At 46.8% G+C, this 22830-nt stretch carries 23 protein-coding genes; 18 read left to right on the top strand and 5 right to left on the bottom strand.

Annotated elements, in window-relative coordinates; translation table 11 throughout:
* Nucleotides 1-2 precede the first annotated feature (2 nt).
* Nucleotides 3-344, bottom strand: a complete 342-nt coding sequence (locus tag KNQ14_RS14210) for an ASCH domain-containing protein (protein ID WP_214861441.1) — start codon at nucleotides 342-344, stop codon at nucleotides 3-5.
* 157 nt (nucleotides 345-501) lie between these two features.
* Here KNQ14_RS14210 and KNQ14_RS14205 point away from each other — a divergent pair, with 157 nt between their 5' ends.
* The 6 genes from KNQ14_RS14205 to KNQ14_RS14180 all read left to right on the top strand — a co-directional run bounded on the left by KNQ14_RS14205 (nucleotide 502) and on the right by KNQ14_RS14180 (nucleotide 9047).
* Nucleotides 502-987 carry a MarR family winged helix-turn-helix transcriptional regulator gene (locus tag KNQ14_RS14205; protein WP_214861440.1) on the top strand — a complete coding sequence of 162 codons (486 nt, stop codon included), beginning with the start codon at nucleotides 502-504 and terminating at the stop codon, nucleotides 985-987.
* Nucleotides 980-2704 (top strand): ABC transporter ATP-binding protein, encoded by a 1725-nt coding sequence (locus KNQ14_RS14200; RefSeq protein WP_214861439.1) that lies wholly within the window; start codon nucleotides 980-982, stop codon nucleotides 2702-2704. The genes KNQ14_RS14205 and KNQ14_RS14200 overlap by 8 nt, the downstream gene beginning before the upstream one ends.
* Entirely contained in the window at nucleotides 2701-4557 is a 1857-nt protein-coding gene (locus KNQ14_RS14195; RefSeq protein ID WP_285800985.1) for an ABC transporter ATP-binding protein, read from the top strand. Before KNQ14_RS14200 ends, KNQ14_RS14195 begins: the two co-directional genes overlap by 4 nt.
* Before the next feature lie 215 nt (nucleotides 4558-4772).
* The gene (locus KNQ14_RS14190; RefSeq protein WP_214861438.1) at nucleotides 4773-6569 is read left to right on the top strand and encodes a mechanosensitive ion channel; all 1797 of its coding nucleotides are present in this window, start codon (nucleotides 4773-4775) and stop codon (nucleotides 6567-6569) included.
* Between the two features lie 216 nt (nucleotides 6570-6785).
* Nucleotides 6786-8174 (top strand): branched-chain amino acid transporter BcaP, encoded by a 1389-nt coding sequence (gene bcaP, locus KNQ14_RS14185; protein ID WP_214861437.1) that lies wholly within the window; start codon nucleotides 6786-6788, stop codon nucleotides 8172-8174.
* Between the two features lie 93 nt (nucleotides 8175-8267).
* Nucleotides 8268-9047, top strand: a complete 780-nt coding sequence (locus KNQ14_RS14180; RefSeq protein WP_214861435.1) for a GNAT family N-acetyltransferase — start codon at nucleotides 8268-8270, stop codon at nucleotides 9045-9047.
* A gap of 21 nt (nucleotides 9048-9068) precedes the next feature.
* On the opposite strand, the gene KNQ14_RS14175 is transcribed toward KNQ14_RS14180, so the two are convergent.
* Nucleotides 9069-9515 carry an NUDIX hydrolase gene (locus KNQ14_RS14175; RefSeq protein ID WP_214748471.1) on the bottom strand — a complete coding sequence of 149 codons (447 nt, stop codon included), beginning with the start codon at nucleotides 9513-9515 and terminating at the stop codon, nucleotides 9069-9071.
* Nucleotides 9512-10606, bottom strand: coding sequence for a nitric oxide synthase oxygenase (locus KNQ14_RS14170; RefSeq protein ID WP_214861433.1), 1095 nt, complete (start codon nucleotides 10604-10606; stop codon nucleotides 9512-9514). The genes KNQ14_RS14175 and KNQ14_RS14170 overlap by 4 nt, the downstream gene beginning before the upstream one ends.
* A gap of 187 nt (nucleotides 10607-10793) precedes the next feature.
* On the opposite strand from KNQ14_RS14170, the gene KNQ14_RS14165 reads away from it, so the two are divergent.
* A complete protein-coding gene (locus tag KNQ14_RS14165; protein WP_023466934.1) occupies nucleotides 10794-11651 on the top strand; it encodes a YihY/virulence factor BrkB family protein in 858 nt (285 codons plus the stop codon).
* 50 nt (nucleotides 11652-11701) lie between these two features.
* Here KNQ14_RS14165 and KNQ14_RS14160 read toward each other — a convergent pair whose 3' ends face one another.
* Complete coding sequence (locus KNQ14_RS14160; protein WP_214861432.1) at nucleotides 11702-12550, bottom strand: sulfite exporter TauE/SafE family protein; 849 nt, start codon at nucleotides 12548-12550, stop codon at nucleotides 11702-11704.
* A gap of 115 nt (nucleotides 12551-12665) precedes the next feature.
* On the opposite strand from KNQ14_RS14160, the gene KNQ14_RS14155 reads away from it, so the two are divergent.
* The 9 genes from KNQ14_RS14155 to KNQ14_RS14115 all read left to right on the top strand — a co-directional run bounded on the left by KNQ14_RS14155 (nucleotide 12666) and on the right by KNQ14_RS14115 (nucleotide 18035).
* Complete coding sequence (locus KNQ14_RS14155) at nucleotides 12666-13514, top strand: LysR family transcriptional regulator (RefSeq protein WP_214861430.1); 849 nt, start codon at nucleotides 12666-12668, stop codon at nucleotides 13512-13514.
* A gap of 144 nt (nucleotides 13515-13658) precedes the next feature.
* Nucleotides 13659-13922, top strand: a complete 264-nt coding sequence (locus KNQ14_RS14150; protein WP_023466936.1) for a metal-sensitive transcriptional regulator — start codon at nucleotides 13659-13661, stop codon at nucleotides 13920-13922.
* 54 nt (nucleotides 13923-13976) lie between these two features.
* The gene (locus KNQ14_RS14145; protein ID WP_023466937.1) at nucleotides 13977-14456 is read left to right on the top strand and encodes a DsrE/DsrF/DrsH-like family protein; all 480 of its coding nucleotides are present in this window, start codon (nucleotides 13977-13979) and stop codon (nucleotides 14454-14456) included.
* A 22-nt stretch (nucleotides 14457-14478) separates the two neighbouring features.
* Nucleotides 14479-14838, top strand: coding sequence for a rhodanese-like domain-containing protein (locus KNQ14_RS14140; protein WP_047391640.1), 360 nt, complete (start codon nucleotides 14479-14481; stop codon nucleotides 14836-14838).
* 25 nt (nucleotides 14839-14863) lie between these two features.
* The gene (locus KNQ14_RS14135; RefSeq protein ID WP_023466941.1) at nucleotides 14864-15160 is read left to right on the top strand and encodes a rhodanese-like domain-containing protein; all 297 of its coding nucleotides are present in this window, start codon (nucleotides 14864-14866) and stop codon (nucleotides 15158-15160) included.
* Between the two features lie 28 nt (nucleotides 15161-15188).
* Nucleotides 15189-15764: a sulfurtransferase TusA family protein gene (locus KNQ14_RS14130; RefSeq protein ID WP_214861428.1), complete on the top strand. Its 576-nt coding sequence runs from the start codon at nucleotides 15189-15191 to the stop codon at nucleotides 15762-15764.
* A 35-nt stretch (nucleotides 15765-15799) separates the two neighbouring features.
* Nucleotides 15800-16936, top strand: a complete 1137-nt coding sequence (locus KNQ14_RS14125) for an MBL fold metallo-hydrolase (protein ID WP_214861426.1) — start codon at nucleotides 15800-15802, stop codon at nucleotides 16934-16936.
* Between the two features lie 43 nt (nucleotides 16937-16979).
* The gene (locus KNQ14_RS14120; protein ID WP_029343316.1) at nucleotides 16980-17207 is read left to right on the top strand and encodes a sulfurtransferase TusA family protein; all 228 of its coding nucleotides are present in this window, start codon (nucleotides 16980-16982) and stop codon (nucleotides 17205-17207) included.
* A 51-nt stretch (nucleotides 17208-17258) separates the two neighbouring features.
* Nucleotides 17259-18035, top strand: a complete 777-nt coding sequence (locus KNQ14_RS14115) for a sulfite exporter TauE/SafE family protein (protein ID WP_214772119.1) — start codon at nucleotides 17259-17261, stop codon at nucleotides 18033-18035.
* A 64-nt stretch (nucleotides 18036-18099) separates the two neighbouring features.
* Here KNQ14_RS14115 and KNQ14_RS14110 read toward each other — a convergent pair whose 3' ends face one another.
* Nucleotides 18100-18486 (bottom strand): DUF302 domain-containing protein, encoded by a 387-nt coding sequence (locus KNQ14_RS14110; protein ID WP_214861424.1) that lies wholly within the window; start codon nucleotides 18484-18486, stop codon nucleotides 18100-18102.
* 186 nt (nucleotides 18487-18672) lie between these two features.
* Here KNQ14_RS14110 and msrB point away from each other — a divergent pair, with 186 nt between their 5' ends.
* Both msrB and KNQ14_RS14100 read left to right on the top strand, forming a co-directional pair.
* Nucleotides 18673-19773, top strand: a complete 1101-nt coding sequence (gene msrB / locus KNQ14_RS14105; RefSeq protein WP_214861422.1) for a peptide-methionine (R)-S-oxide reductase MsrB — start codon at nucleotides 18673-18675, stop codon at nucleotides 19771-19773.
* 144 nt (nucleotides 19774-19917) lie between these two features.
* Nucleotides 19918-22815 carry a S8 family peptidase gene (locus KNQ14_RS14100; protein ID WP_214861420.1) on the top strand — a complete coding sequence of 966 codons (2898 nt, stop codon included), beginning with the start codon at nucleotides 19918-19920 and terminating at the stop codon, nucleotides 22813-22815.
* The last annotated feature ends 15 nt before the right edge of the window (nucleotides 22816-22830 follow it).

The following is a 22830-nucleotide window of genomic DNA, read 5'->3' as shown; positions in this document are numbered from 1 at the left end:
TTTTATGGTTCTAATGTGATCGTCAGAGCCAGTGCCCCGTACTGTTGCTCGGCTTCTTTTGAATAGATCGAGTAAGTTGACGTTACGAGTTCGTCGAGCGACCAACCGACACAGTCGATAGCTTCGTTTGGGATGTGTTCATAAAGCGCTCGGAAATCAGGAAAGACTTGTCGTTTTGTTACACGAACAAGTAGTGTCTCGCTCGTTTCCGTATGCGTGAACCGAATCTGATCACCGACTTTTACCTGTTGTCGTTTTAAATCATTTAGTCGAATCTCGACGGTCTTTCGTCCTTGTTCAATCGAACGAAACGGTTCTTCAAATAATCCCATTTCATGTCTCATCTATGCTCACTCCTTGTGTTCCTTGAGCATAGCAAAAACTATGTGATTTTTCACATTGCCTTTTCGTTGACAATCAAAAATAATCGGCGTAATTTAATTCATATAAGTAATTGTTCCCTTTGGAACGATTTGAAATGGAACAAGGAGGCGAAACAAGATGGATCAAACGGAAACGACCCGTTCGACAGCGATGATGCAGTCGTTTTGGAATGTCCAGCGTCATCTGGTCCGAGCAGCACACCAGACGGCACAGGAAAATGGACTCAGCTTACCGCAATTTCATAGCTTGATGACGATTGCACCGCGTGGACCGATCTCACAAAAAGAGCTTGCTGCGCATACGCATTTACCGAAAAGCACACTCAGTCAGTCGATTGAAGGGCTCGTCCAATCGGGCTGGGTCATTCGCGAGACAAACCCCGATAATCGACGGGAAGTCGTTTTGATGCTTAGTGATCAAGGTCAGCAATTCGTCACCGACATCAAGGAACAAGAAAAAGGCATGCAACGTCAACTTGAGCAAGTGCTTGCGACGATTGAGCCGGACGTATTCGAACAGATGCTTGAAACACACGCAATGATTGCTGAGGGAATCGGTCAGATTTTACGTCCAGATCTGAAAGGAGGATGTTCGGATGATTAAGTTACTCAAACGGTTGACGGTCTATAAATGGGCGGTCTTTGCTGTGCTTATCCTTGTATTTGCACAATCGATGTCCGATTTGTATTTACCGACACTGATGGCGGACATTATCGATAAAGGCGTCGTTACCGGCGATACCGCGTATATCTGGAAAATTGGTGCCGTCATGCTGGGGGTAACCGGTGTCGGGGCGTTAGCTGCAGTTGCCGCCAGTTATTATTCATCGAAGGCGTCGATGGGACTCGGACGGGATATCCGTCGCCAAGTCTTCAACCATGTTGAACGGTTCTCCCTGCAAGAGTTCGACCAAGTCGGAACGGCGTCATTGATCACACGGACGACGAACGACATCACGCAAGTCCAACAAGTCGTCATCATGATGTTACGGATGGTCGTCAGTGCGCCGATCATGTTCATCGGTGGATTGATCATGGCTGTCTCAAAAGATGCCAAACTATCACTTGTCATCGTCGCGGCGATGCCGGTCCTTGTTATTTCAATCCTGTTGATCCTGTGGAAAGGGGTTCCGTTGTTCGGAAAGGTCCAAAAGCGACTCGACCGTCTGAACCTCGTCCTGCGAGAAAACCTGACCGGCATTCGTGTCATCCGTGCCTTTAACCGAGAACGCGATGAACAAGTACGATTGACGAAAGCGAACGCGGATTTGACAGAAGTCTCGATCAAGGTCAATAAAATCATGGCGTTCTTGATGCCAGTGATGATGCTCGTCATGAACTTGACGGTCGTCGGTGTCATTTGGTTCGGGGGCATTCGGATCGATAATGGCGGCATGCAAATCGGGGATTTGATGGCATTCATCCAGTACGTCATGCAAATCATGTTCGCTCTCGTCATGGCATCGGTCATGTTCGTCATGATTCCGCGGGCAGCCGTCTCGGCGAAACGGATCAATGAAGTCCTCGAGATGACTCCGACGATGACAGATGAGGGTACACAAACCGCTGACCGTGAAAAAGGAACGCTCGTCTTTGATCGCGTCACATTCCGTTACCCAGGTGCTGAGACACCTGTCTTATCCGATATCAGTTTTGCGGCACGACCAGGTGAAGTGACGGCTGTGATCGGCGGAACCGGTTCTGGTAAATCAACACTCGTCAATTTGATTCCTCGTTTTTATGACGTGACGGAAGGGAGTATCCGCGTCAACGGTGTCGATAGCCAGGATGTCCCGCAAGAGGAACTGCGGTCGAAAATCGGCTTCGTTCCCCAAAAGGCGTTATTGTTCACGGGTACGATCGCGGAAAACATTCGCTTCGGGAAAGAGGACGCGACAGACGAAGAAGTCGCGCATGCAGCGCAAATCGCACAAGCGACCGATTTCATCGAACGGATGCCAGACGGTTACGATGCACGCATCGAACAAGGTGGATCAAACGTCTCTGGTGGGCAAAAACAACGGTTGTCGATTGCTCGGGCACTTGTTCGTCGACCGGACTTGTATGTCTTTGATGACAGTTTTTCAGCGCTCGACTTTAAAACTGATGCGGCACTTCGAAAAGCCTTACGGGAAGAAACACGTGAAGCAACGGTCTTGATCGTCGCTCAGCGTGTCAGCACCGTTATTGACGCCGATCAAATCATCGTCCTTGATGAAGGGAAAGTCGCCGGAATCGGAACGCACGATGAATTGTTTGCTGACAATGCCGTTTACCAGGAAATCGTTAAGTCACAACTATCAGAGGAGGAAATCGCATGAGTGAGAAAAAACGACCTGCCGGCGGTCCTCCGCCTGGTGGTCCCGGTGGCGGAAATATGATGATGCTCGGAGAAAAACCAAAGGATTTCAAAGCAACGTTCCGTCGTCTGCTTCGGTATCTGCGTCCGCGTCGGACGGCGCTCGTTGGTGTTTTCCTTGCAGCCATCCTCAGTACGGTCTTCATGATTGCCGGTCCGAAAATCATGGGGACGGCAATCACGGAATTGTTTGAAGGGGCGTATGCGAAGTTCCAAGGTGTGCCGGGAGCAGCGATCGATTTCACGAAAATCGGACAGATCCTGCTCTGGCTTGCTGGACTGTATATCATCAGTAGTCTGTTCAATTACTTGCAACAGTATTTGATGTCAGGTATCGCTCAAAAAACAGTCTACGATTTACGCGAAGACGTCAATCATAAACTCGAACGCCTGCCATTGAAATATTACGATGGTCGTCCGAACGGGGAGACACTCAGCCGTGTGACGAACGATATCGATACGATTGGGAGTACGTTACAACAAAGTGTGACATCGTTCATCACCTCAATCGTGACAATCGTCGGGATTCTGATCATGATGTTGACGATTAGTCCGCTGTTAACGCTGATTTCGCTCGTCTCATTACCGGTTTCGATTTTTGCGATCCGTCCGATTTTGAAACGATCCCAAAAATACTTTGCTGACCAACAACGGACACTTGGCCAATTGAACGGTCACGTCGAAGAGATGTATACCGGACACTCGGTCGTCAAGGCGTTCGGGCATGAACGTAAAGCAGTCGAACAGTTCGATGCCGTCAACGAAGAGTTGTATGAAGCAGGACGTAAAGCACAGTTCATCTCCGGGATCATCATGCCGATGATGATGTTCATCGGAAATATCAGTTACGTCCTGATCAGTATCGTCGGCGGGATTCTCGTTACGCAACGGGCGATCTCGATCGGGGATATCCAAGCGTTCATCACCTATACACGCCAGTTCACGCAACCGATCACACAGACGGCGAACATCGCGAACATCGTTCAATCGACGGTCGCAGCAGCAGAACGTGTCTTTGAATTACTAGACGAAGAAGAAGAAATCAAGGAAGTGACGACACATCGTCTCGCACAGGCTGAAGGAGCGGTCGCGTTCGAACACGTTGATTTTGGTTACGGAACCGATCTCTTGATCAAGGATATGAACATCGATGTCGCACCGGGACAAACGGTCGCGATCGTTGGACCAACCGGTGCTGGTAAGACGACGATGATCAATCTATTGATGCGCTTTTATGAGTTGAACGGGGGGACGATCCGGATTGACGGCATCGATACCCGCGAGATGTCACGCGAAGACTTACGGACGACGTTCGGGATGGTCTTACAAGATACGTGGCTTTTCAACGGTACGATCCGAGATAATCTTGCTTACGGTAAGAGTGGAGCGACCGAGGAGGAAATCATCGCCGCAGCCAAAACAGCGCACGCTGATCACTTCATCCGGACGTTGCCGGACGGGTATGATACGGTCTTGAACGAGGAAGCCTCGAACATCTCGCAAGGTCAGAAACAGTTGTTGACAATCGCGCGGGCCGTTCTTGCCGATCCGCCGATCATGATTCTCGATGAAGCGACCTCTAGTGTAGATACACGGACGGAAGTCTTCATCCAGCAAGCGATGCGTCGCTTGATGGAAGGGCGGACGAGCTTCGTCATTGCCCATCGTCTGTCGACGATCAAGGATGCCGATCTGATTCTCGTCATGAATCAAGGAAGTGTCATCGAACAGGGCACACATGAAGAATTACTCGAGGCAGACGGGTTTTATGCAGATCTATACAACAGTCAGTTCTCTGAAAAAGAAGTCGTTTGATATAAGGCAGTGTCGTCATTTAGACGATACTGCTTTTTTCCGAAATGATTGTTGTAGCAGTGTATCCTCACATATAGCAAACATCCCATTTTTTGTATTGAAAACAAAAAACGCCACATTCTGGTACGGACACGGGTTTAATAAATCCTTTAGCTGGGGAAATTAAAGAAGTGTCAGAAATATATAATTTTATTTAGGTGAAGGAGTGTGGCAGGATGAATAACATTTGGAACGGAACGTCGTTGAACTTGAACGGCATTCTCGGATCACTCGGCAACTTGCTTGGAGCGATCATCGTCTTTTTAATTGGATGGCTCATTGCCAAGCTGATCGCGAACGGAGTTCAAAAAGCGTTAGAGAAGTCTGGGGTCGTCAACAAGTTGTCACCTCAAAAAGAGGGTACGCCACCAAAGAAGAAAAAGTGGACACCTGAAAAAATCATCGGAACCGTCGTCTTTTGGGTGCTCATGGTCTTCGTTCTTATCTTGGTCTTCAACATCCTTGATCTGAACATCATTGCTGGACCACTTGCGGATACGATGAGTACATTACTCGCGGCAATCCCGAATATCTTGAAAGCAGCCCTCATCCTCCTCTTGGCGTACGTCATTGCGGTCGTTCTCCGCATGATCATCGTCAAAGCAGGTACGAAGCTGATGGCGAACGACAAAGTACGTTCGAACAAGATGCTTCAAGGTCAGACAGATCTTTCAGCTTATCCAAAAATCGCAGGGGAGATCGTCTTCTACCTCGTCTTGCTTCTGTTCCTACCGGGTGTACTCGGTGCGTTGAACATTGAGAGTGTCTCACAACCGTTCAGCCAATTGTTATCGTCATTCCTTGGATTCATTCCACGCTTGATTGCTGCGGCAGCCATCTTCTTCGTCGGCTTCCTCGTAGCGAAAATCGTCCGCGATATCGTGACGAATTTCCTTCATGCTGTTGGAACGGATAAATTTGCAGCTCGCTTCAACCTTGGATCAACGGATCAAAAAGATGCGAAATCACTTTCGTCGATTCTCGGAACAGTCGTCTTCATCTTGATTCTGATTCCAATCACGATTTCAGCACTTGATCAATTGAACATTAAAGGAATCACAGGACCAGCGATCAACATGTTGAACGATGTCCTTGGTATGATTCCGAACATCATCGTTGGTGTCGTTCTAATTCTTGTCGGTCTTTATGTCGGACGTTTCATCAAGAAATTCGTTACGGATCTCTTATCACGTCTTGGATTCAACAACCTGACACGTCACTTGAAGATCGGTTCATGGGATGCGAACCAAGCTTCTACATCACCAGCTTCAATCGTAGGTGCACTCGTTGAGATCGTCATCGTCGTTCTCTTCGTCGTCGAAGCATTCAACTTGATTGGTCTTGACTTCATGGTCGACCTCGGTCGTGCCGTCCTTGCGTTCTTACCGAGCGTCTTGACAGCGATCATCATTCTCGCAATCGGGATCATCGTCAGCAACCTCGTCAAACGTACGATGGACAGCTTGTTCGGCAACTCTGAACTAAAAGTCCTCTCAAGCGTTGCGAAGTATGCGATTCTTGCACTTGCTGTCTTCATGGCACTTGATCAATTGGGTGTTGCTGATACGATCGTCAACTCAGCCTTCATCTTGATCCTTGGAGCACTTGCGCTTGCTTTCGGTCTTGCCTTTGGTCTTGGTGGACGTGACAATGCATCGCGTTACCTCGATCGTCTGCAAAAGAAAGCAGAGAATACGGAAGTCGACACATCGAACCTTCCAAGTAAGTCAGCATCGACTTCTTCATCACCGAGCTTAAAAGATGCAGCAAAAGGTGCAGCTTCACAAGCAGCAGATGATGTCACACCAGATCGTGCACCACGTTCAGCGCGCTCTTCTTCAACAGATGAGACGACACATGGTACACCAAAAGGTGCATTGCCAGAAAACGATTTAGCACAGCAAGATGATTATCCGATCGATCCAGATGATCATAAAGGTCCTAACCTCGATCATCCAAACGATCGTCCGTAATACGAGTACATCCTTTCCTCTCATTTTGAGGAAAGGGTGTTTTTGCGTTGACGCATCAAAGCGTTGTCGCATTTTCACAAAAGTGGTTTGACCACTTTGTGAAAAAATACAGAAAAAAAGACTTATCGAACCTGACATCGTTTGTTATGATTAGAAAGTCAATTACCTCAATGATTTGAATATTCAGAAAAAAGAGAAAAGTTCGGAGGATGAAACATGAGTTTGCTTCGCAAGAAAGATGTCAGTGTAATGATGGACATGAAACAACATTCCAAACTGGCACGTCATTTATCAGGGTTTGACCTTATTTTACTCGGAATCGGTGCCATCATCGGGACCGGAATTTTCGTTCTGACAGGAACGGGCGCTCTTTACGCAGGACCTGCTTTACCGATCTCATTCATTATTTCCGCTATCGTCTGTGCGCTCGCAGCCCTTTGTTATGCTGAATTTTCGTCGATGATTCCCGTCTCAGGTAGTGTATATACGTATACATACGCAACGATCGGGGAAGTCGTAGCTTGGATCATCGGCTGGTGTCTCATTTTAGAATACGGACTTGCTTCAAGTGCCGTTGCAACCGGCTGGTCAGGGTACTTCCAGTCACTGTTAGCAGGCTTTGGTCTCCATTTACCGACAGCTTTAACAGCTGCTCCAGGTGCTGTACCAGGAAGCGAAACGTTCTTTAACTTACCAGCGTTCTTGATTCTGATGGTCATCACGCTCTTGCTTTCGCTTGGGATTAAAGAGACAAAACGCGTCAACAACATCATGGTACTCGTCAAAGTTGCCGTCGTCGTCTTGTTCATCGTCGTCGGGATCTGGTATATCGAACCAGGCAACTACAAGCCGTTTGCGCCGTTCGGTATGAGCGGTGTCCTGCAAGCATCAGCGATTGCCTTCTTCGCTTATCTTGGATTCGATGCCGTTACATCGGCAGCAGAAGAAGTCAAAAACCCGGGACGTAACTTACCGGTTGGGATTTTAGGATCGCTTGCGATCGTTACCGTTTTGTACGTCGTCGTCTCTGCCATCATGGTCGGAATCGTTCCATTCAAACAGTTTGAAGGTGTTGATAGCCCAGTATCCCTTGCCTTAAAAGTGGCAGGCCAAGACTGGGTCGCTGGATTCGTCGATTTAGGAGCCATCGTTGGTATGACGACGGTCATCCTCGTCATGACATTTGGTCTTGTCCGTCTCTTGTTCGCGATGAGCCGTGACGGATTATTACCGAAAGTCTTCTCAGACGTCAATGAAAAGTCACACACACCCGTTAAAGCGACTTGGATTCTCGGAACGACTGCTGGTTTAATCGCTGGATTCGTGCCGCTTGGTACACTTGCTGAATTGATCAACATCGGAACACTGGCAGCCTTCTCGCTCATCTCGATCGCGGTCATCGTCCTACGCCGGACGCGTCCCGATTTGAAGCGCGCCTTTAAGGTTCCGTTCGTCCCAGTCTTACCGATTTTGTCAGTCCTTGCTTGTATCATGCTCATGTTCAACTTACAACCATTCACGTGGATTGCCTTCTTTGTCTGGACAGCCATTGGATTACTGTTGTACTTCGGATATGGACGCAAGCGTTCGAAACTCCATCAATGAATCGACTAACACCCTTGGCGACAAGGGTGTTTTTGTATGCAGGAAATGAGGCGAACGAAAGCGAAACAGCTCAGTGGAAAAGGAGGTTTTTCGATGATTCATATTCAACGCGAACCTGGCGTAAAAACGGCGTACAAAGCGATGCAGGATGGATTCCAAGATTATTTGATTCCACTGCACTTATCGGAAGCAGAATTCCAAGAGCGCATCATCGAACGAGACGGGAACCAATTGGAGCATTCATTCGTTGCCTATCATGGAGAAATACCGGTCGGTCTCTGGCTGAACGGTTGGAAGGAGATCGAGGGTCAACGCATCATGCGGTGTGGGGGACTGGGGATTTCACCACAATATCGTCGTCTTGGGATCGCGAAAGCCTTGTATCAAGCACAACTGAGCCATGCTAAAGAAATCGGAATGGATGGTCTGATGCTTGAAGTCATTCAAGGGAACGATCCGGCAATTCGCTTGTATGAATCGCTTCACTATAAGATTGTTGGAGAAATCGGATATTTTCATTTAACGGATGAACGTCAAGAAGCCGCTCTGCCGACGATCGAAGAAGTGGAGTTTTTAAAACAATACCATGGACAAGGGGAATACATCTGGCAGCAAGATCCTCATGTCATGCAGCAATTACAAACGGATTATTACCAATTAGAAGCAAGTGTAGTGGCAGTAGCCGGATCATCTCTCTTGTCAGTCGTAGGTCCAGCAGAACAAAAAGCACGACATGCGACAGAAGTCGTCCGTCGTTTACCGGGAACGACCTACCATTATCAATCAACAGATGTGCAGGTTTGGGAGGCATTACGTTCTGAAGGGTGGACTCAGCGGGATTTGAAACAATACATCATGCGTCAGTCGCTATAAACAAAAACCGCTGCTATTCATTTAGCGGCGGTTTTTGTAGTCTTCAATCATTCGAGCGTGAGAGCCGACCAAATGATCAGGTAAGTCATCAAGCGGTACGAACTGGAGCTTGATGCTTTCATCACTTTGCTTTAACGTTCCGATCGGATGTTCACCGATATAGGCGAGAGTGACGCTTTGAAACACGTCTCCGTTCGCTAAGGTCGTCACGTATTGCGGACCAGAGTAGACATCAAGTAACGTTAATCGTTCCACTTCTAATCCCGTCTCTTCCGCGAGTTCCCGACGCGCGGTCTCTTCCGGTGATTCCGCCCATTCCATCAATCCTCCGGGTAAACCAAAGCGGGCTTGTGTTTCGTTGCGTTGTTCGAGCAAAATGTGTTCATTTTGTACGACGAGGACGACGGAACCGACGAGAATGACTGGGTCATGACCGATTTTTTGACGTAACTGTTCGACATAATTCATTTCAATACTCCTTGGTGAAACGGACAGCGGGTTACAGGTGCCGTCTGTGTTGATTTTGGAAAGAAGTTCGGTCGTTTGATTTCCGAGTCGTAATCCTTATGGAACATATGCGTCGTTGCCCCACTCATCGGTGGCACGAGCCAGGACCATTCCCCGGTGACATCACGACCACACGCGGCTTCATTTTTTTCAAAACGAGCGAACTGTTTGGCAGCCGTATGGTGATCGACGATCGTAACACCGGCACGTTCGAACGATTCGAGTACGGCAACGTTCAGTTCGACGAGCGCTCGGTCTTTCCAAAGCGATCGTTCACGTGAGGTATTCAGACCGAGATGTGTCGCGACGAGCGGTAACAGATCGTAACGATCCGTATCAGCGAGGTTACGAGCACCGATTTCTGTTCCCATGTACCATCCGTTGAACGGGGCACACGGATAGACGATGCCACCGATCTCGAGCTGCATGTCGGCAATCATCGGCACAGCATACCAGCGGACTTCGCGACCACCGAACAGATCATAGTCAGGATGTGTGATGCTGACTTCGAGCACGAGCTCATCTGGAATCGGATGCAGACTGACTTGTCCATCGAGTTCAATCAAGAGGGGCAGGATATCAAAGGGGGTACGTGCTCCGGACCAGCCAAGTGCTTCACATTGGCGCGTCAGTTGGATGGAAGCCGGATCGCCGATGATTCCTGTTGCGGTCTCATAACCAGCGTAGCGGATCAGTTGGTGATTATGCAGCCGGACACGTGTCGGATGGAAAATCGTGATCGTTGAGCGAATTCGTCCCTCGTTCGTCGCGAACCGGATATGCTCAAATAACGCGTCGCGGACCGCTTCAACGGTCAACGCATCCCGCGCGTCAAAGACATGGAGTTGTTCCCAAAAGAGACGTCCGACACATCGGTTACTGTTCCGCCAAGCGAGCTTGGCACCGAACGCTAGCTCGGAAGCCGTCTGTTCGTACGTTCCTGTCGTTTCAATCGAACGGATGACTTCTTGCTGACGTCCGGCCATTTCGGGGTATTGCTCTATATAAGAAGTAAAGAAGCGTTCTGCTTCGGTTTGAATGAGTGAGTACACGAATCGAAATCCTTTCTAAAAAACAAGCACGATACAATCTCTGTTCCTAGTGTACCCCGCGCAGAACCGAAGCGACAAACTTGAATGATGTATAAGGTTGTTATAAGTTCAAAAGACTTCGAAAAGTTTAAAGGAGGTATGAAATGGGGGATAGTGTAGAGAATTAGTTGAAAGTGAGGAAATTTGTATGTCTTTAATCAAACCTGTATTTGCCCGTTTTTTTGGTGAAGCCTTTTTTGATAAATCGGCTCAACTCGCCTATTATCTGATGTTGTCCTTATTCCCGTTCTTATTATTCGTAGTTGGGATCGTCTCGTTCTTACCGTTTACGTCCGATAACGTGCTGGATTTAATTCGACCGTTTGCTCCGGCAGAAACGTACGACTTGATTCAGCGGAACGTCGTTGGAATCTTTGATCAAGGTGGCTTCAAACTTGCCTCGATCAGTTTCCTTGCTGCCTTTTGGCTTGCTTCGATGTCGGTCCAGTCACTTGTCCGCTCGCTGAACGATGCGCTCGAAGTGACACGAAAAGCGCCATTCTGGCGCGGACTCTTGCAAGACTTCGCCTTTACGATCGGGATGATGATCATCTTACCGATTTCATTGATTGTTCCGATTTCAGAAAAGTTAACACGGCGTTTCATCAACCACTTTGCAATCGTCGCTGATTTCGTGACGAACTATTCGTGGATCTGGTTCTTATTCCGCTGGGGACTCGGGACGTTGTTCTTACTTGTCTTTTTCATCTTATTGTATCGGATTTTACCGAGTGTCCGACTAACGGTTCGTCAAGTACTCCCTGGAGCCATTTTTGCGACGATCGCTTGGCAAGTCGTTTCGGAATTCTTCTCTTACTATGCTGAGTTCGGGAGTTACGATCGTCTTTACGGTCAGCTTGCCGGAATCATCGTCTTGATGACATGGTTCTATTTATCTGCTGTCGTCCTGATGTTGGGGGGGTTGATGAATGCGGAACGCATGCGTCAGAAAAAAGAGGCAAAAATCATGAAACCACAAAAAATCAAAGAAGAAAGCGTGCGTTAATCATTGAGCACGCACAAAAGCAGCTGACGATGTGTCAGCTGCTTTTTCATTTAGGCCGTTTTAAGAATCCGGTAACCGAAGACGCTCAACAGGCTGAGTGTGAATAAAGCGAGTAAGACGAGTGACAGATAAGGAAGACCGAATACTTTGACGATGACGCTTAAGGCGACGACACTATAAAAGATTCCTAACGTCTTTTGAACGAACGGTTCATTGAAGCGATGCAAGAGTGAAGCACCGAGTGGTGAGCCGATGAACGCACCGACGATTAAAGCAATCCCGAGTGATAACGGAGCACTGGTTCCGGAAGCAACATAACTCGTCACGCCTCCAAGAACAATCAATGTCGCAGAGGCGATGCTCGTTCCGATTGCTTGTTTGAGCGGAAAGCGAACCCAGGCGAGCAAGAGCGGCGTCAACAAGAATCCACCGCTGACACCCATCAATGAAGAGAGAATTCCGGCAGCAAGTCCGATGACAGCGAGCTTCACGACGGAAGCATGATGGACCGGAAAAGACGGACGTTCCTTTGAACGGGGACGAAGGAATTGAATCGAAAAACCAATCAGTAAGACAATGTAGAGACTTGATAAGACGACATCAGCACCAGCATGACGCTCGAGCCAAAAGACGACTGGTGTGATCAACGCAGAACCGATGATGCCAGACAGACCAATGATCCCGGCATCACGAAAACGGAATGTTTTTAATCGAAGATGCGAGAGCGTGCCGGTCACAGTCGATCCGAGTGTCAGCAACAGACTGAGGACAATCGCGGTGCTTGCTTCATAGCCAAGAATCAACAAAAGTGGGGTCAGGATGATGCCGCCACCGATTCCGAAAAAGCCGGAGAGTATGCCGATGGTTGCTCCTAACAAAATAAATGAGATATACATCATGAAACAGTCCTTCTTTCTAATACGTGATACCTTGAGTATGAAAGAGGAATACAAGATTATAAAAATGAATTAATTATATATAAATGATTATGAAATGTAATAAGGAGGGGTATTGTTGAAATTAACTGAACTCAGAACGTTCGTCACACTCGTTGAAACACGTCACTTTACGAAAACGGCAGAACAATTATTTCTGTCGCAACCGACGGTCAGTGTTCACGTCAAACGACTAGAAGAAGAGATCGGACATTCATTGTTAATACGTGATTCATTCGCAATAGGGGTCGAGGTATCGGAAATGGGCTGGATTGTCTATCGCCATGCAAAAGAAATTCTTTTCCAACTCGAACAGATGCAGTCCCAGCTGGATGAATCGGAAGGTGTCTTCCGCGGAACCTTACGGATCGGAGCAACGCATACGATTCACGAAATGTTGCTCGATGACATGATTCATCTGTTTTCAAGCGCTCATCCCGAGGTATCGCTAGATATCCAATTAATGAATCACGATCAAGTGGCAGCAGCCTTAAGACATCGTGAGATTGATCTCGGGATGATCGAAGGAGAACTGACACTTGATGGGATCAAACAAATCGTCTTTGCGAAAGATCAACTGTACATCATTGGTGCGTCCCACCTTTCGTTAAACGATGCAACGTGGATCGTTCGCGAAGAAGGATCTGCATCCCGCTATGCGCTCGATCGTTGGCTAGATGCTTCGTCGATCGTTCCCGCACGAACGATTACAGTCGATGCCAACTATTTAGTGCGTCAACTTGTTTTTAATGGGAGTGGCATTGCAGCCTTGTCGGAACGACTCGTCACGTCTTTCCCATCCGAGTCCTTTACGCTTCATGCGAAAGGGATCTCTAAACGAACGTTTCGTTATCTGTTACCAGAGAAGATACCGACTCGCCTTGCAGAACATTGGATCACTTTTTTACAGGCGAATTGGAAAGGTTAAATGTAAAAAGATTTCCGGACGTTCTACAATGGCAACAAAATCGGAAATCTTTTTCGTTGACTTATACCCCTATAGGTATTATTGTGTGAAATGTACCAACGAGGTATGACGTATGTCACATTTAAAAAAGGAGATGGACTTCATATGGAAAACGGTTATGAAGATCGCATCATTCATCGGATGAATCGGATTGAAGGACAAATCCACGGAATCGTTCGAATGATGAAAGAAGAGGCGTCCTGTAAGGATGTCGTCACACAACTGAGCGCTACACGTAGTGCAATCGATCGCGTCATCGGTCTCGTCGTCAGTGAAAACTTGATCGACTGTGTCCGTCAGGATGATGCGACGGAAAATCATGAACAAGCCGTTGCAGAGGCTGTTCAACTCTTAATGAAAAGCAGATAAAATTTTTTACGAATTAATATACCCCTTAGGGTAAAAAATGGAGGATTTACGTTCATGTCAGATACAAAAAAAACAACCATCGTTTTATTTAGTGGAGAGTACGACAAAGTCATGGCAGCTTATATCATTGCCAACGGTGCAGCCGCATACGATCACGAAGTCACGATTTTTCATACCTTCTGGGGTTTGAATGCGATGCGTAAAGATGAACCGATCCAGCCGGATAAAACATTCCTTGAGAAGATGTTCGGTAAGTTCATGCCACGCGGTGCTGATAAGATGCCACTCTCGAAAATGAACTTCGGTGGTGCAGGTCAAAAAATGATTAAAAACGTCATGAAGAAGCACAATGCGATGCCGCTTCCGGACTTAATCGAATTAGCGAAAGAGCAGGATGTCAAACTCGTCGCCTGTACGATGACGATGGATTTACTCGGTTTGAAACAGGAAGAATTACACGACGGGATTGAGTATGCAGGTGTTGCCGCCTACCTCGCCGATGCGGAGAACGGAAACGTCAATCTATTCATCTAATGATTTGAAGGAGGAATGACGCATGGATGTACTATCGATTATCTTGTTGCTCGTCGTCGGCTATCTCGCTTATAAGATGTTCGCCCCAACAAAAGGCGTCAAGCAAGTGTCGACCACGGAACTGAAGCCGTTACTAAACGACCGCAAACGATTTTATCTTGATGTTCGGACACCGGCAGAATTCAAAGGCAATCACATCAAAGGATTTAAGAACATTCCGTTACAAACGCTAAACAGTCAACTGAATCAAATCCCGAAAGACAAAGAAGTGCTCGTCATCTGTCAAAGCGGGATGCGAAGCAAACAAGCCGTCAAAGTACTAAAAAAAGCCGGTTATTCAAATGTCACGGAAGTCCGTGGCGGAATGAATGCCTGGCGCTAAATCGAATCAAGAGGAGGAATTGAACATGAAACGCATGACAGCAACAGAAGTACAGGAAAAAATCGAACGTGGTGAACAACTGAACGTCATTGATGTCCGGGAAGTCGATGAAGTCAAAGAAGGAATGATTCCGGGAGCGATCCATATTCCACTCGGATTGATTGAATTCAAGATGAACGAACTCGACAAGAAAAAAGAGTATGTCATGGTATGCCGTTCTGGTGCGCGCAGTGGTCGCGCAACGACATATCTCGAAGGACAAGGATATGACGTGACGAACATGGATGGTGGCATGATGTCGTACGAAGGCGAAACGAAATAATACCCCACACCGTAAAGGAGCGAATTGTATGACTAGGATTAAATCAGATATCGTATTGGACGCCAAAGGTCTCGCTTGTCCGATGCCGATCGTTCGGACGAAAAAAACGATCAAGACGTTAGAACCAGGACAAGTCATCGAAGTCCTGGCGACGGATAAAGGATCAACTGCAGATCTCCGTGCCTGGGCAAACAGCACCGGCAATCATTATTTAGGCACGATTGAAGAAGGCGAAGTGCTCCGTCATTACGTTCGGAAATCAACAGGTGATGTCACGGAACCAGCAGCATTCGCTCAAACCGTCGACAACGCAACAGTCGAAGCAGCACGCCAAGACGATTCGATCACGGTGCTTGATGTTCGTGAACAAGCAGAATATGCCTTCGCCCATGTACCGGGAGCCATCAATATTCCGTTAGGCGAACTGGAGACACGCCATGCAGAACTGGATTCAAATCAGACGATTTATGTCATCTGCCGGACAGGTAGCCGAAGTGACATGGCATGCCGACAGCTCAGTGACAAGGGGTATACGGTCCACAATGTCGTACCGGGTATGCAGGAATGGGCGTCTGAGACGACGACACTCGTTTCAGCGAAATAATACAACAGCGTAAAGTAGAGGAGGAACGAGTAGATATGGCACAAGCAATGACAGCCGCACAAGTTACAAAAAAAATCATTGGACGTGAGTCTCTGTTCATCTTAGATGTCCGGAATGAGGATGCGTTTCAAGATTGGAAAATCGAAGGAGAGAACTTCAAGTACCTCAACATTCCGTATTTTGAATTGTTGGATGGTGTCGAGGAGATTCTCAATCAGCTTCCGACGGATCAGGATGTTCTCGTCGTTTGCGCAAAAGAAGGTTCATCGATTTTCGTCGCCGATATGCTAGAAGAAGCAGGACGAGACGTATCGTATCTGTCAGGCGGTATGAAAGCATGGAGTGAACATCTAGAACCGATTTCACTCGGAACGCTGAACGAAACAGGAACTGATCAAGGCGAAGTCGTTCAGTTCGTTCGAATCGGTAAAGGTTGTCTCTCGTATATGGTCATCTCAGAAGGAGAGGCCGTACTCATCGACGCGACACGAATGACAGATGTGTATTTGGATTATGCCGCATCACGCAACGTCACGATTAAGCATGTGTTTGATACACATCTTCATGCGGATCATATTTCTGGAGGACGCGACATCGCCGAAAAAACAGGCGCGACATACTGGTTGCCGCCAAAAGATGCGACGGATGTCACATTCGATTATGCACCACTTGAAGACGGTAGTACGGTTCAAGTGGGGGATACAGCGATTGAAGTACGCGCTCTTTATTCCCCAGGACATACGATTGGATCGACTTCATTCATCGTCGATCAGCGTTATTTATTGACGGGTGATATCTTGTTCATCGACTCGATTGGTCGTCCGGATTTAGCCGGTCTCGCGGAAGACTGGGTCGGCGACTTACGCGATTCGCTCTACAACACGTATCGTGATCTTTCACCAGAACTCATCGTCTTACCGGCACATTTCATGATCATTGAAGAATTGAACACGGATGGTAGTGTAGCGGAAAAATTAAGCATCTTGCTTGCGAACAATCATGGTCTCAACATCGACGATGAAGCAACATTCCGGAAAATGGTCACAGAGAACCTGCCGCCACAACCGAACGCGTATCAAGATATCCGTGAAACAAACATGGGGAAACAGACACCCGATCTTGAAACACAACGGGAAATGGAAGTCGGACCGAACCGCTGTGCGGTACGCTAAACCGACGCATAACGAATATCAAATCATTCAGGAGGAATACAACATGAAATCAGAACTCGTACTCGACGCAAAAGGACTTGCTTGTCCGATGCCAATCGTAAAAACAAAAAAAGCCATCGCTGGACTCGAATCAGGTCAAATCCTTGAAGTCCATGCAACGGATAAAGGGGCAAAAAACGATCTTCAGGCGTGGGCGACATCAGGTGGTCATGAACTCGTCAAACATGAAGAAGAAGCAAGCGTCCTAAAATTCTGGATTCAAAAAGGTTAATTTTGAAAAGAGAGCTGATTTACGGCTCTCTTTTTTAAGGAGTGATGAACGATGGAATTCGGTTTTATCGTGACGATTTTCTTAATCGGATTTGTTGGGTCCTATATTTCAGGAATGTTAGGAATTGGCGGTTCAATCATTAAATACCCGATGTTATTGTATATCCCGCCGCTACTCGGCTTTGCAGCATTTTCTGCCCATGAGGTTGCTGGAATCAGTGCGATTCAAGTCTTTTTTGCGACGATTGGTGGCGTCTGGGCTTACCGAAAAGGCGGTTATTTGAATAAATCATTGATCGTCTACATGGGGGGATCGATTTTAATCGGTAGCTTCATCGGTGCGTATGGTTCAAATATCCTGGCTGAAGACACAATCAACATCGTCTATGGTGTTCTTGCGTTAACGGCAGCGATCATGATGTTCGTTCCGAAAAAGGGAATCGACGACATTCCACTTGATCAGGTCCAGTTCAACAAAACTATTGCGGCGGTATCGGCATTCATCGTAGGTGTCGGAGCCGGAATCGTCGGTGCGGCAGGTGCCTTTTTACTCGTCCCGATTATGCTCGTGCTCTTGAAAATCCCGACACGGATGACGATTGCTTCGTCATTAGCGATCACGTTCATTTCGTCGATCGGCGCAACGGTTGGTAAAATCACGACCGGACAAGTCGACTGGGGTCCTGCGGCAATCATGGTCGTTGCTAGTTTAATTGCAGCACCACTTGGCGCAATCGCCGGGAAGAAGATGAACACGAAGATTCTCCAAGTCATTCTTGCTGTCCTGATTTTAGCGACAGCCGTGAAGATTTGGATCGACATCCTGTGAACGAAAGAACGCTCTACTTGTATGATGTTTCCTTTACGAAACAATGTACAGGTAGAGCGTTTTGTTATTGTGTAGCTTGATCGATTACGTGTCGTAACGTATGTTCGACTTCTTTTGCGACAGTTTGAAGTGCTGCCTCGTCTGCTAAGTCCATCAAGGCAGTTGGTTTTGGCATTCCGACTTTCGTTTGTCCTTTTTCGGTATAGACGACGATTTTACATGGAAGAAAGTAACCGGCCCGTAAGTCATGGGAAACGACGCGGTGCGCCTCTTTAGGTTGGCATACCTCTAAAATGTGATAGCTTTCATTAAAAAAGAGTTCTTTTTCTTCGAATTTGTTTGCTAAATCAAACTCCCATAAGACACCGAACGATGCCTCGGAGAGAGCTTGCTTCAGTTGAGTCATGACGTGATCTAAATCGTGATGTGACGTTACAGTGTAATCAAACATAAATACCCCTCCTGGTGTTATTTGATATATAGTCTATTCCCTGATTGGACTTCTTTAATCCGGAAGATCCAATGTGCTTCTTTTGAGCACATGCTACGACAAGAGGGCATTAGCGCGGTACAGTTAAATAAAAGAACATCCAATAGACGTCACGCGACGTAAGCTAAATAAAGGAGGCGAAGGGAGATGAAGAAACGAATGTGGACGATTGTATCAGTCATCGGTCTCATCGTCATCATGGTCGGGGGATACTTCGTGTTCCAGCAACAGCAGGCAAAATCAAGTGGCAGTAAGGAATTGAGTTATCAACCAGAAGAGACAGCGATTTTAGCTGGCGGATGCTTCTGGTGTATGGAGCCCCCGTTCGAAGAGTTAAAAGGAGTCAAGTCCGTCATTTCTGGTTATACAGGCGGTGATGTTGAAAATCCGACGTATAACCAAGTGTCAGCGGAGACGACAGGTCATCGGGAAGCGGTATTGATCACATTTGATCCGAACGTCATCTCGTATAAACAATTACTAGATGTCTACTGGCGCCAGATTGATCCGACGGATGCAGATGGTCAATTCGTCGACCGTGGTGAGTCTTATACAACGGCGATTTTCTATACGAATGAGAAACAAAAAGAAATCGCAGCACAATCGAAACAAGATTTAGAGAAACAACAAGTCTTCGATGATAAAATCGTCACACCGTTGATTGCGGCTGGTCCTTTTTATGAAGCGGAAGCATATCATCAGGATTACTATTTGAAGAGTGAGAAAAAGTATAAGTTTTACCGGGCAGCTTCTGGACGCGACGACTTCATCAATCGCTACTGGAACGATCAGCCAAAGCTCGATCTTCCAACGTATCCAAAATTATCAGATGCAGAAATCAAAAAGAAATTAACCGCCATCCAGTACAAAGTGACTCAAGAAGACGGAACGGAACCGGCGTTTGATAATCCGTATCACGATTTGAAAGCAGACGGTATCTATGTCGATCTGATTTCTGGAGAACCATTGTTTTCATCAAACGATAAATATGATTCGAAGACAGGATGGCCGAGTTTCACGAAACCACTTGAGCCAGGTAATATCATTGAGAAAAGTGATTTTGCAATCGGCATGAAACGGATGGAAGTCCGAAGTCGACATGGAAATGCCCATCTCGGACATGTCTTCTCGGATGGTCCAGAGCCAACAGGGCTTCGGTATTGTATGAACTCAGCCGCTTTACGTTTTATTCCGAAAGAGGAGTTGAAACAAGAAGGATACGGTGAATATGTAGCAGATTTTAAATAATCATTAAAAGGCATCCGGTGCTCATATGCATCGGATGCCTTTCCTTTCAAAATTGTAAGATACATCCATAAAATAAATATCCATTTTATCCATATCCTGTTTATAATCAAGATAAAGTACATCCATCTTGAAGGAGGAACATGTGTGAAGAAACTGGTGATTTGGGTCATGCTGAGCTGTCTGATTTTGACGCTTGGAGTAGGACCTACGACAGCAAAGGCGGACACAGCCCTTGCTAAAGCAACGCTCTTGAAAGTAGGACAAGAGACGACGCTTGAAACGGGAACGGAAGAAAAAAATACATATTGGTACCGCGTCAACCATGAAGCGGGTGTAGAAAAGACCGCGTCACACTTCGAACTATCGATTGATACGGATCAACCTGTTCAAGTAACGGCGTATCCGAGTGAAGCGATGGCTGCGGAAGACGATACGTTTGATCGTTACCGGACAGAGGCGGAGCCAGATGAAAAAAACCTTACAAAATTAGCCGTTCCATATGCATGGGATGGACCGTATTATGTCAAAGTCGAATATTACCCGAACATCGAAGAAGGTAAGACGACGAAAGCCGCTCATGTCAAGTTGACGTATAACAATGTCAAATTACCTGTCGAGTATGAGCCAATCAATGACATCAGCTGTATGGCAGAAGAAGCACTCAAACAAACAAAAGAAGAAAAGCCGATGCTCGCACTCATGCACTCGATCCAAAAGCAAGTATTGAGCCAATCGGATGCAGGACGTGCTTTGACATCGCTTTACTACAAAGCGTCACCTTACGTCGTCAAAACGCTTTTATTCAATAAAGAAAAGCGTCAACAAGCATACGAAGATTTAAAAACATTGAAGCCTGCAATGGAGGCTCTCGTTCGTGGAACATCGTACACGTTGACGAAAGCCGATCAACAAGCTGTCGATCGTCTCTATAAATTATCACGTGAAGCATCACCTGCTGTGATTGCGGAAGAGATTGATGGATATGCCAACAAAATGGATGTCTCTAAATTAAGTGGAAGCAAATTGAGCGAAGCATTCCAGTCACTGGGAATGAACATTCAATCAAAAGAAGCAACACGTTATATCGTTAAATTAAAGCCAGGTAAAATGAACCGTTCGATGAAGATTGCGGGTGTTCAGGCAACGGATGTAGAACGTTTATCCCTTGGTAATGCGGGAGACTTCGTCATCGTGACGGAAGACCCAACTGTCAAAGGTCAATCGGCAACCGCATTAAAACAATCGCTCAACCGTTCGTCAGCTGTCGAGTACGTTGAGAAAATTCAGACGTACCGCGCAACGAAGGACATCAACTTCGATTATCAATGGGCTGTCAACAAAAAGACCGTCTTTGAGCAATTTGATAACGTTGGGATCGGGTTTGAAGCGTTCCAACAACGTTTCGGTTCGAAGAAGTTAGCGCCTGTGAAGATTGCAGTCATCGATACAGGTGTCGATTATCGCTTGAAGGACTTACAAGGAAAAGTTGATATCGCAAATGAAAAGAACTATGTTTCCGTCAACGGTGACGGAGATGCGATCGATGATAACGGTCACGGAACACACGTAGCGGGCGTCATCGCAGCAACGATGAACAACGATTACGGGATTCAAGGAATTCATCAATCGGCACAAATTTTACCGGTTAAAGTCTTGAATGCAAACGGCGAAGGCGAAACAGACGCGATTGCACTCGGGATTAAATATGCAGTCGATCATGGCGCCAAAGTCATCAATATGAGTCTTGGTGGCGGTGAGAGCCGGACGATGGCGTATATGATGGAATATGCAGCTAAAAAAGGTGTAACAGTTGTTGCCGCTTCAGGAAACGACTATGACATGATGGTCGGTTACCCAGCGAACTCGGAATACGCGATTTCTGTTGGGGCGACGAATCCACTCGGAATGGTTGCTGATTATTCGAACTATGGTGTTGGACTTGACGTCGTGGCACCAGGATCAAAAGTCGCTAGTTTGATTCCAGACGGTAACACGGTGTATATGGATGGAACAAGTATGGCTTCACCACATGTTGCAGCAGTAGCAGGTATCTTGAAGTCACTGAACCCGAAACTGACACCAACACAAATCGAACAGATCTTGCGTAAGAGTGCAGAGCCACTTGCGTTTGAAAATCCAAACGACTGGTTCGACTTTGAAGAAGATGAAGATGGGGAGAAGATGGAACCTGAATTCCCAGCTTACGTCAGCCCAGTCTCTGGATACGGAAAAGTCAGTATTCCCCGCGCGATCTCTCAGTTGAATTTGAACGGGAATGTCAATGACGTCTATGATAACCAATTGTTTGTCTCTGGAACAGTCAAGACAGGAACGAAAGTTGAAGTGTGGGCAGCACTCGTAACGAAAGATAAGAATGGTAAAGAAACGACGACGAATAAAAAGCTAGCTACGACAACGGCTCAAGCAGGAAAATACAGCGTCAAGATTCCGCGTCAAAACCAAAAGACGGTCTTGACGGTTCGCTATGCGAATGGACTAGACGTCACGTCGGAACGGACAGAAGTCCTTCCTGGAAAAGCACCAAAAGCACCGAAGGTCAAACCGGTTCTTGCTGGTGCGACAAAAATGACGGGTACAGCTCTCGCGGGTGGTACGATTACCGTCAAAGATGCGAAACAAAAGAAAATCGCCACAGCAAAAGTTGATGCAAAAGGTCACTTCAATGCGAAATTACCAAAACAAGTCGGTGGTTCAAGCTTGATCGTCACAGTAACGGATATTGCTAAACGTACAAGTAAACCGACGATCGTAAAAGTCCTACCAGCCCCAGCGGCACCGAAAGTGAAATCCGTCTATGCCGGACAAACGAAAGTAACTGGGACAGCTGAAAAGAAATTGAGTGTTTATGTAAAAGATGCGAAGAAAAAAGTCATCGGAAAAGGAACGGTTTCTGCAAAAGGCAACTATTCCGTCAAAATTCCGAAGCAAAAAGCAAAAGCAAAGCTTTTCGTCTACGTTAAGAATACACGTGGTCAAGTTAGCCCTGTGACTTCTGTGACAGTGAAGAAAGCGAAAAAGTAAGAGGGTAGAAAGACC

This window comes from Exiguobacterium sp. s161, from assembly GCF_018619045.1.
Lineage (GTDB): Bacteria > Bacillota > Bacilli > Exiguobacteriales > Exiguobacteriaceae > Exiguobacterium_A > Exiguobacterium_A indicum.
The sequence above is the reverse complement of the archived record's forward strand: the minus strand, read 5'-3'. Positions and strand labels throughout refer to the sequence as shown.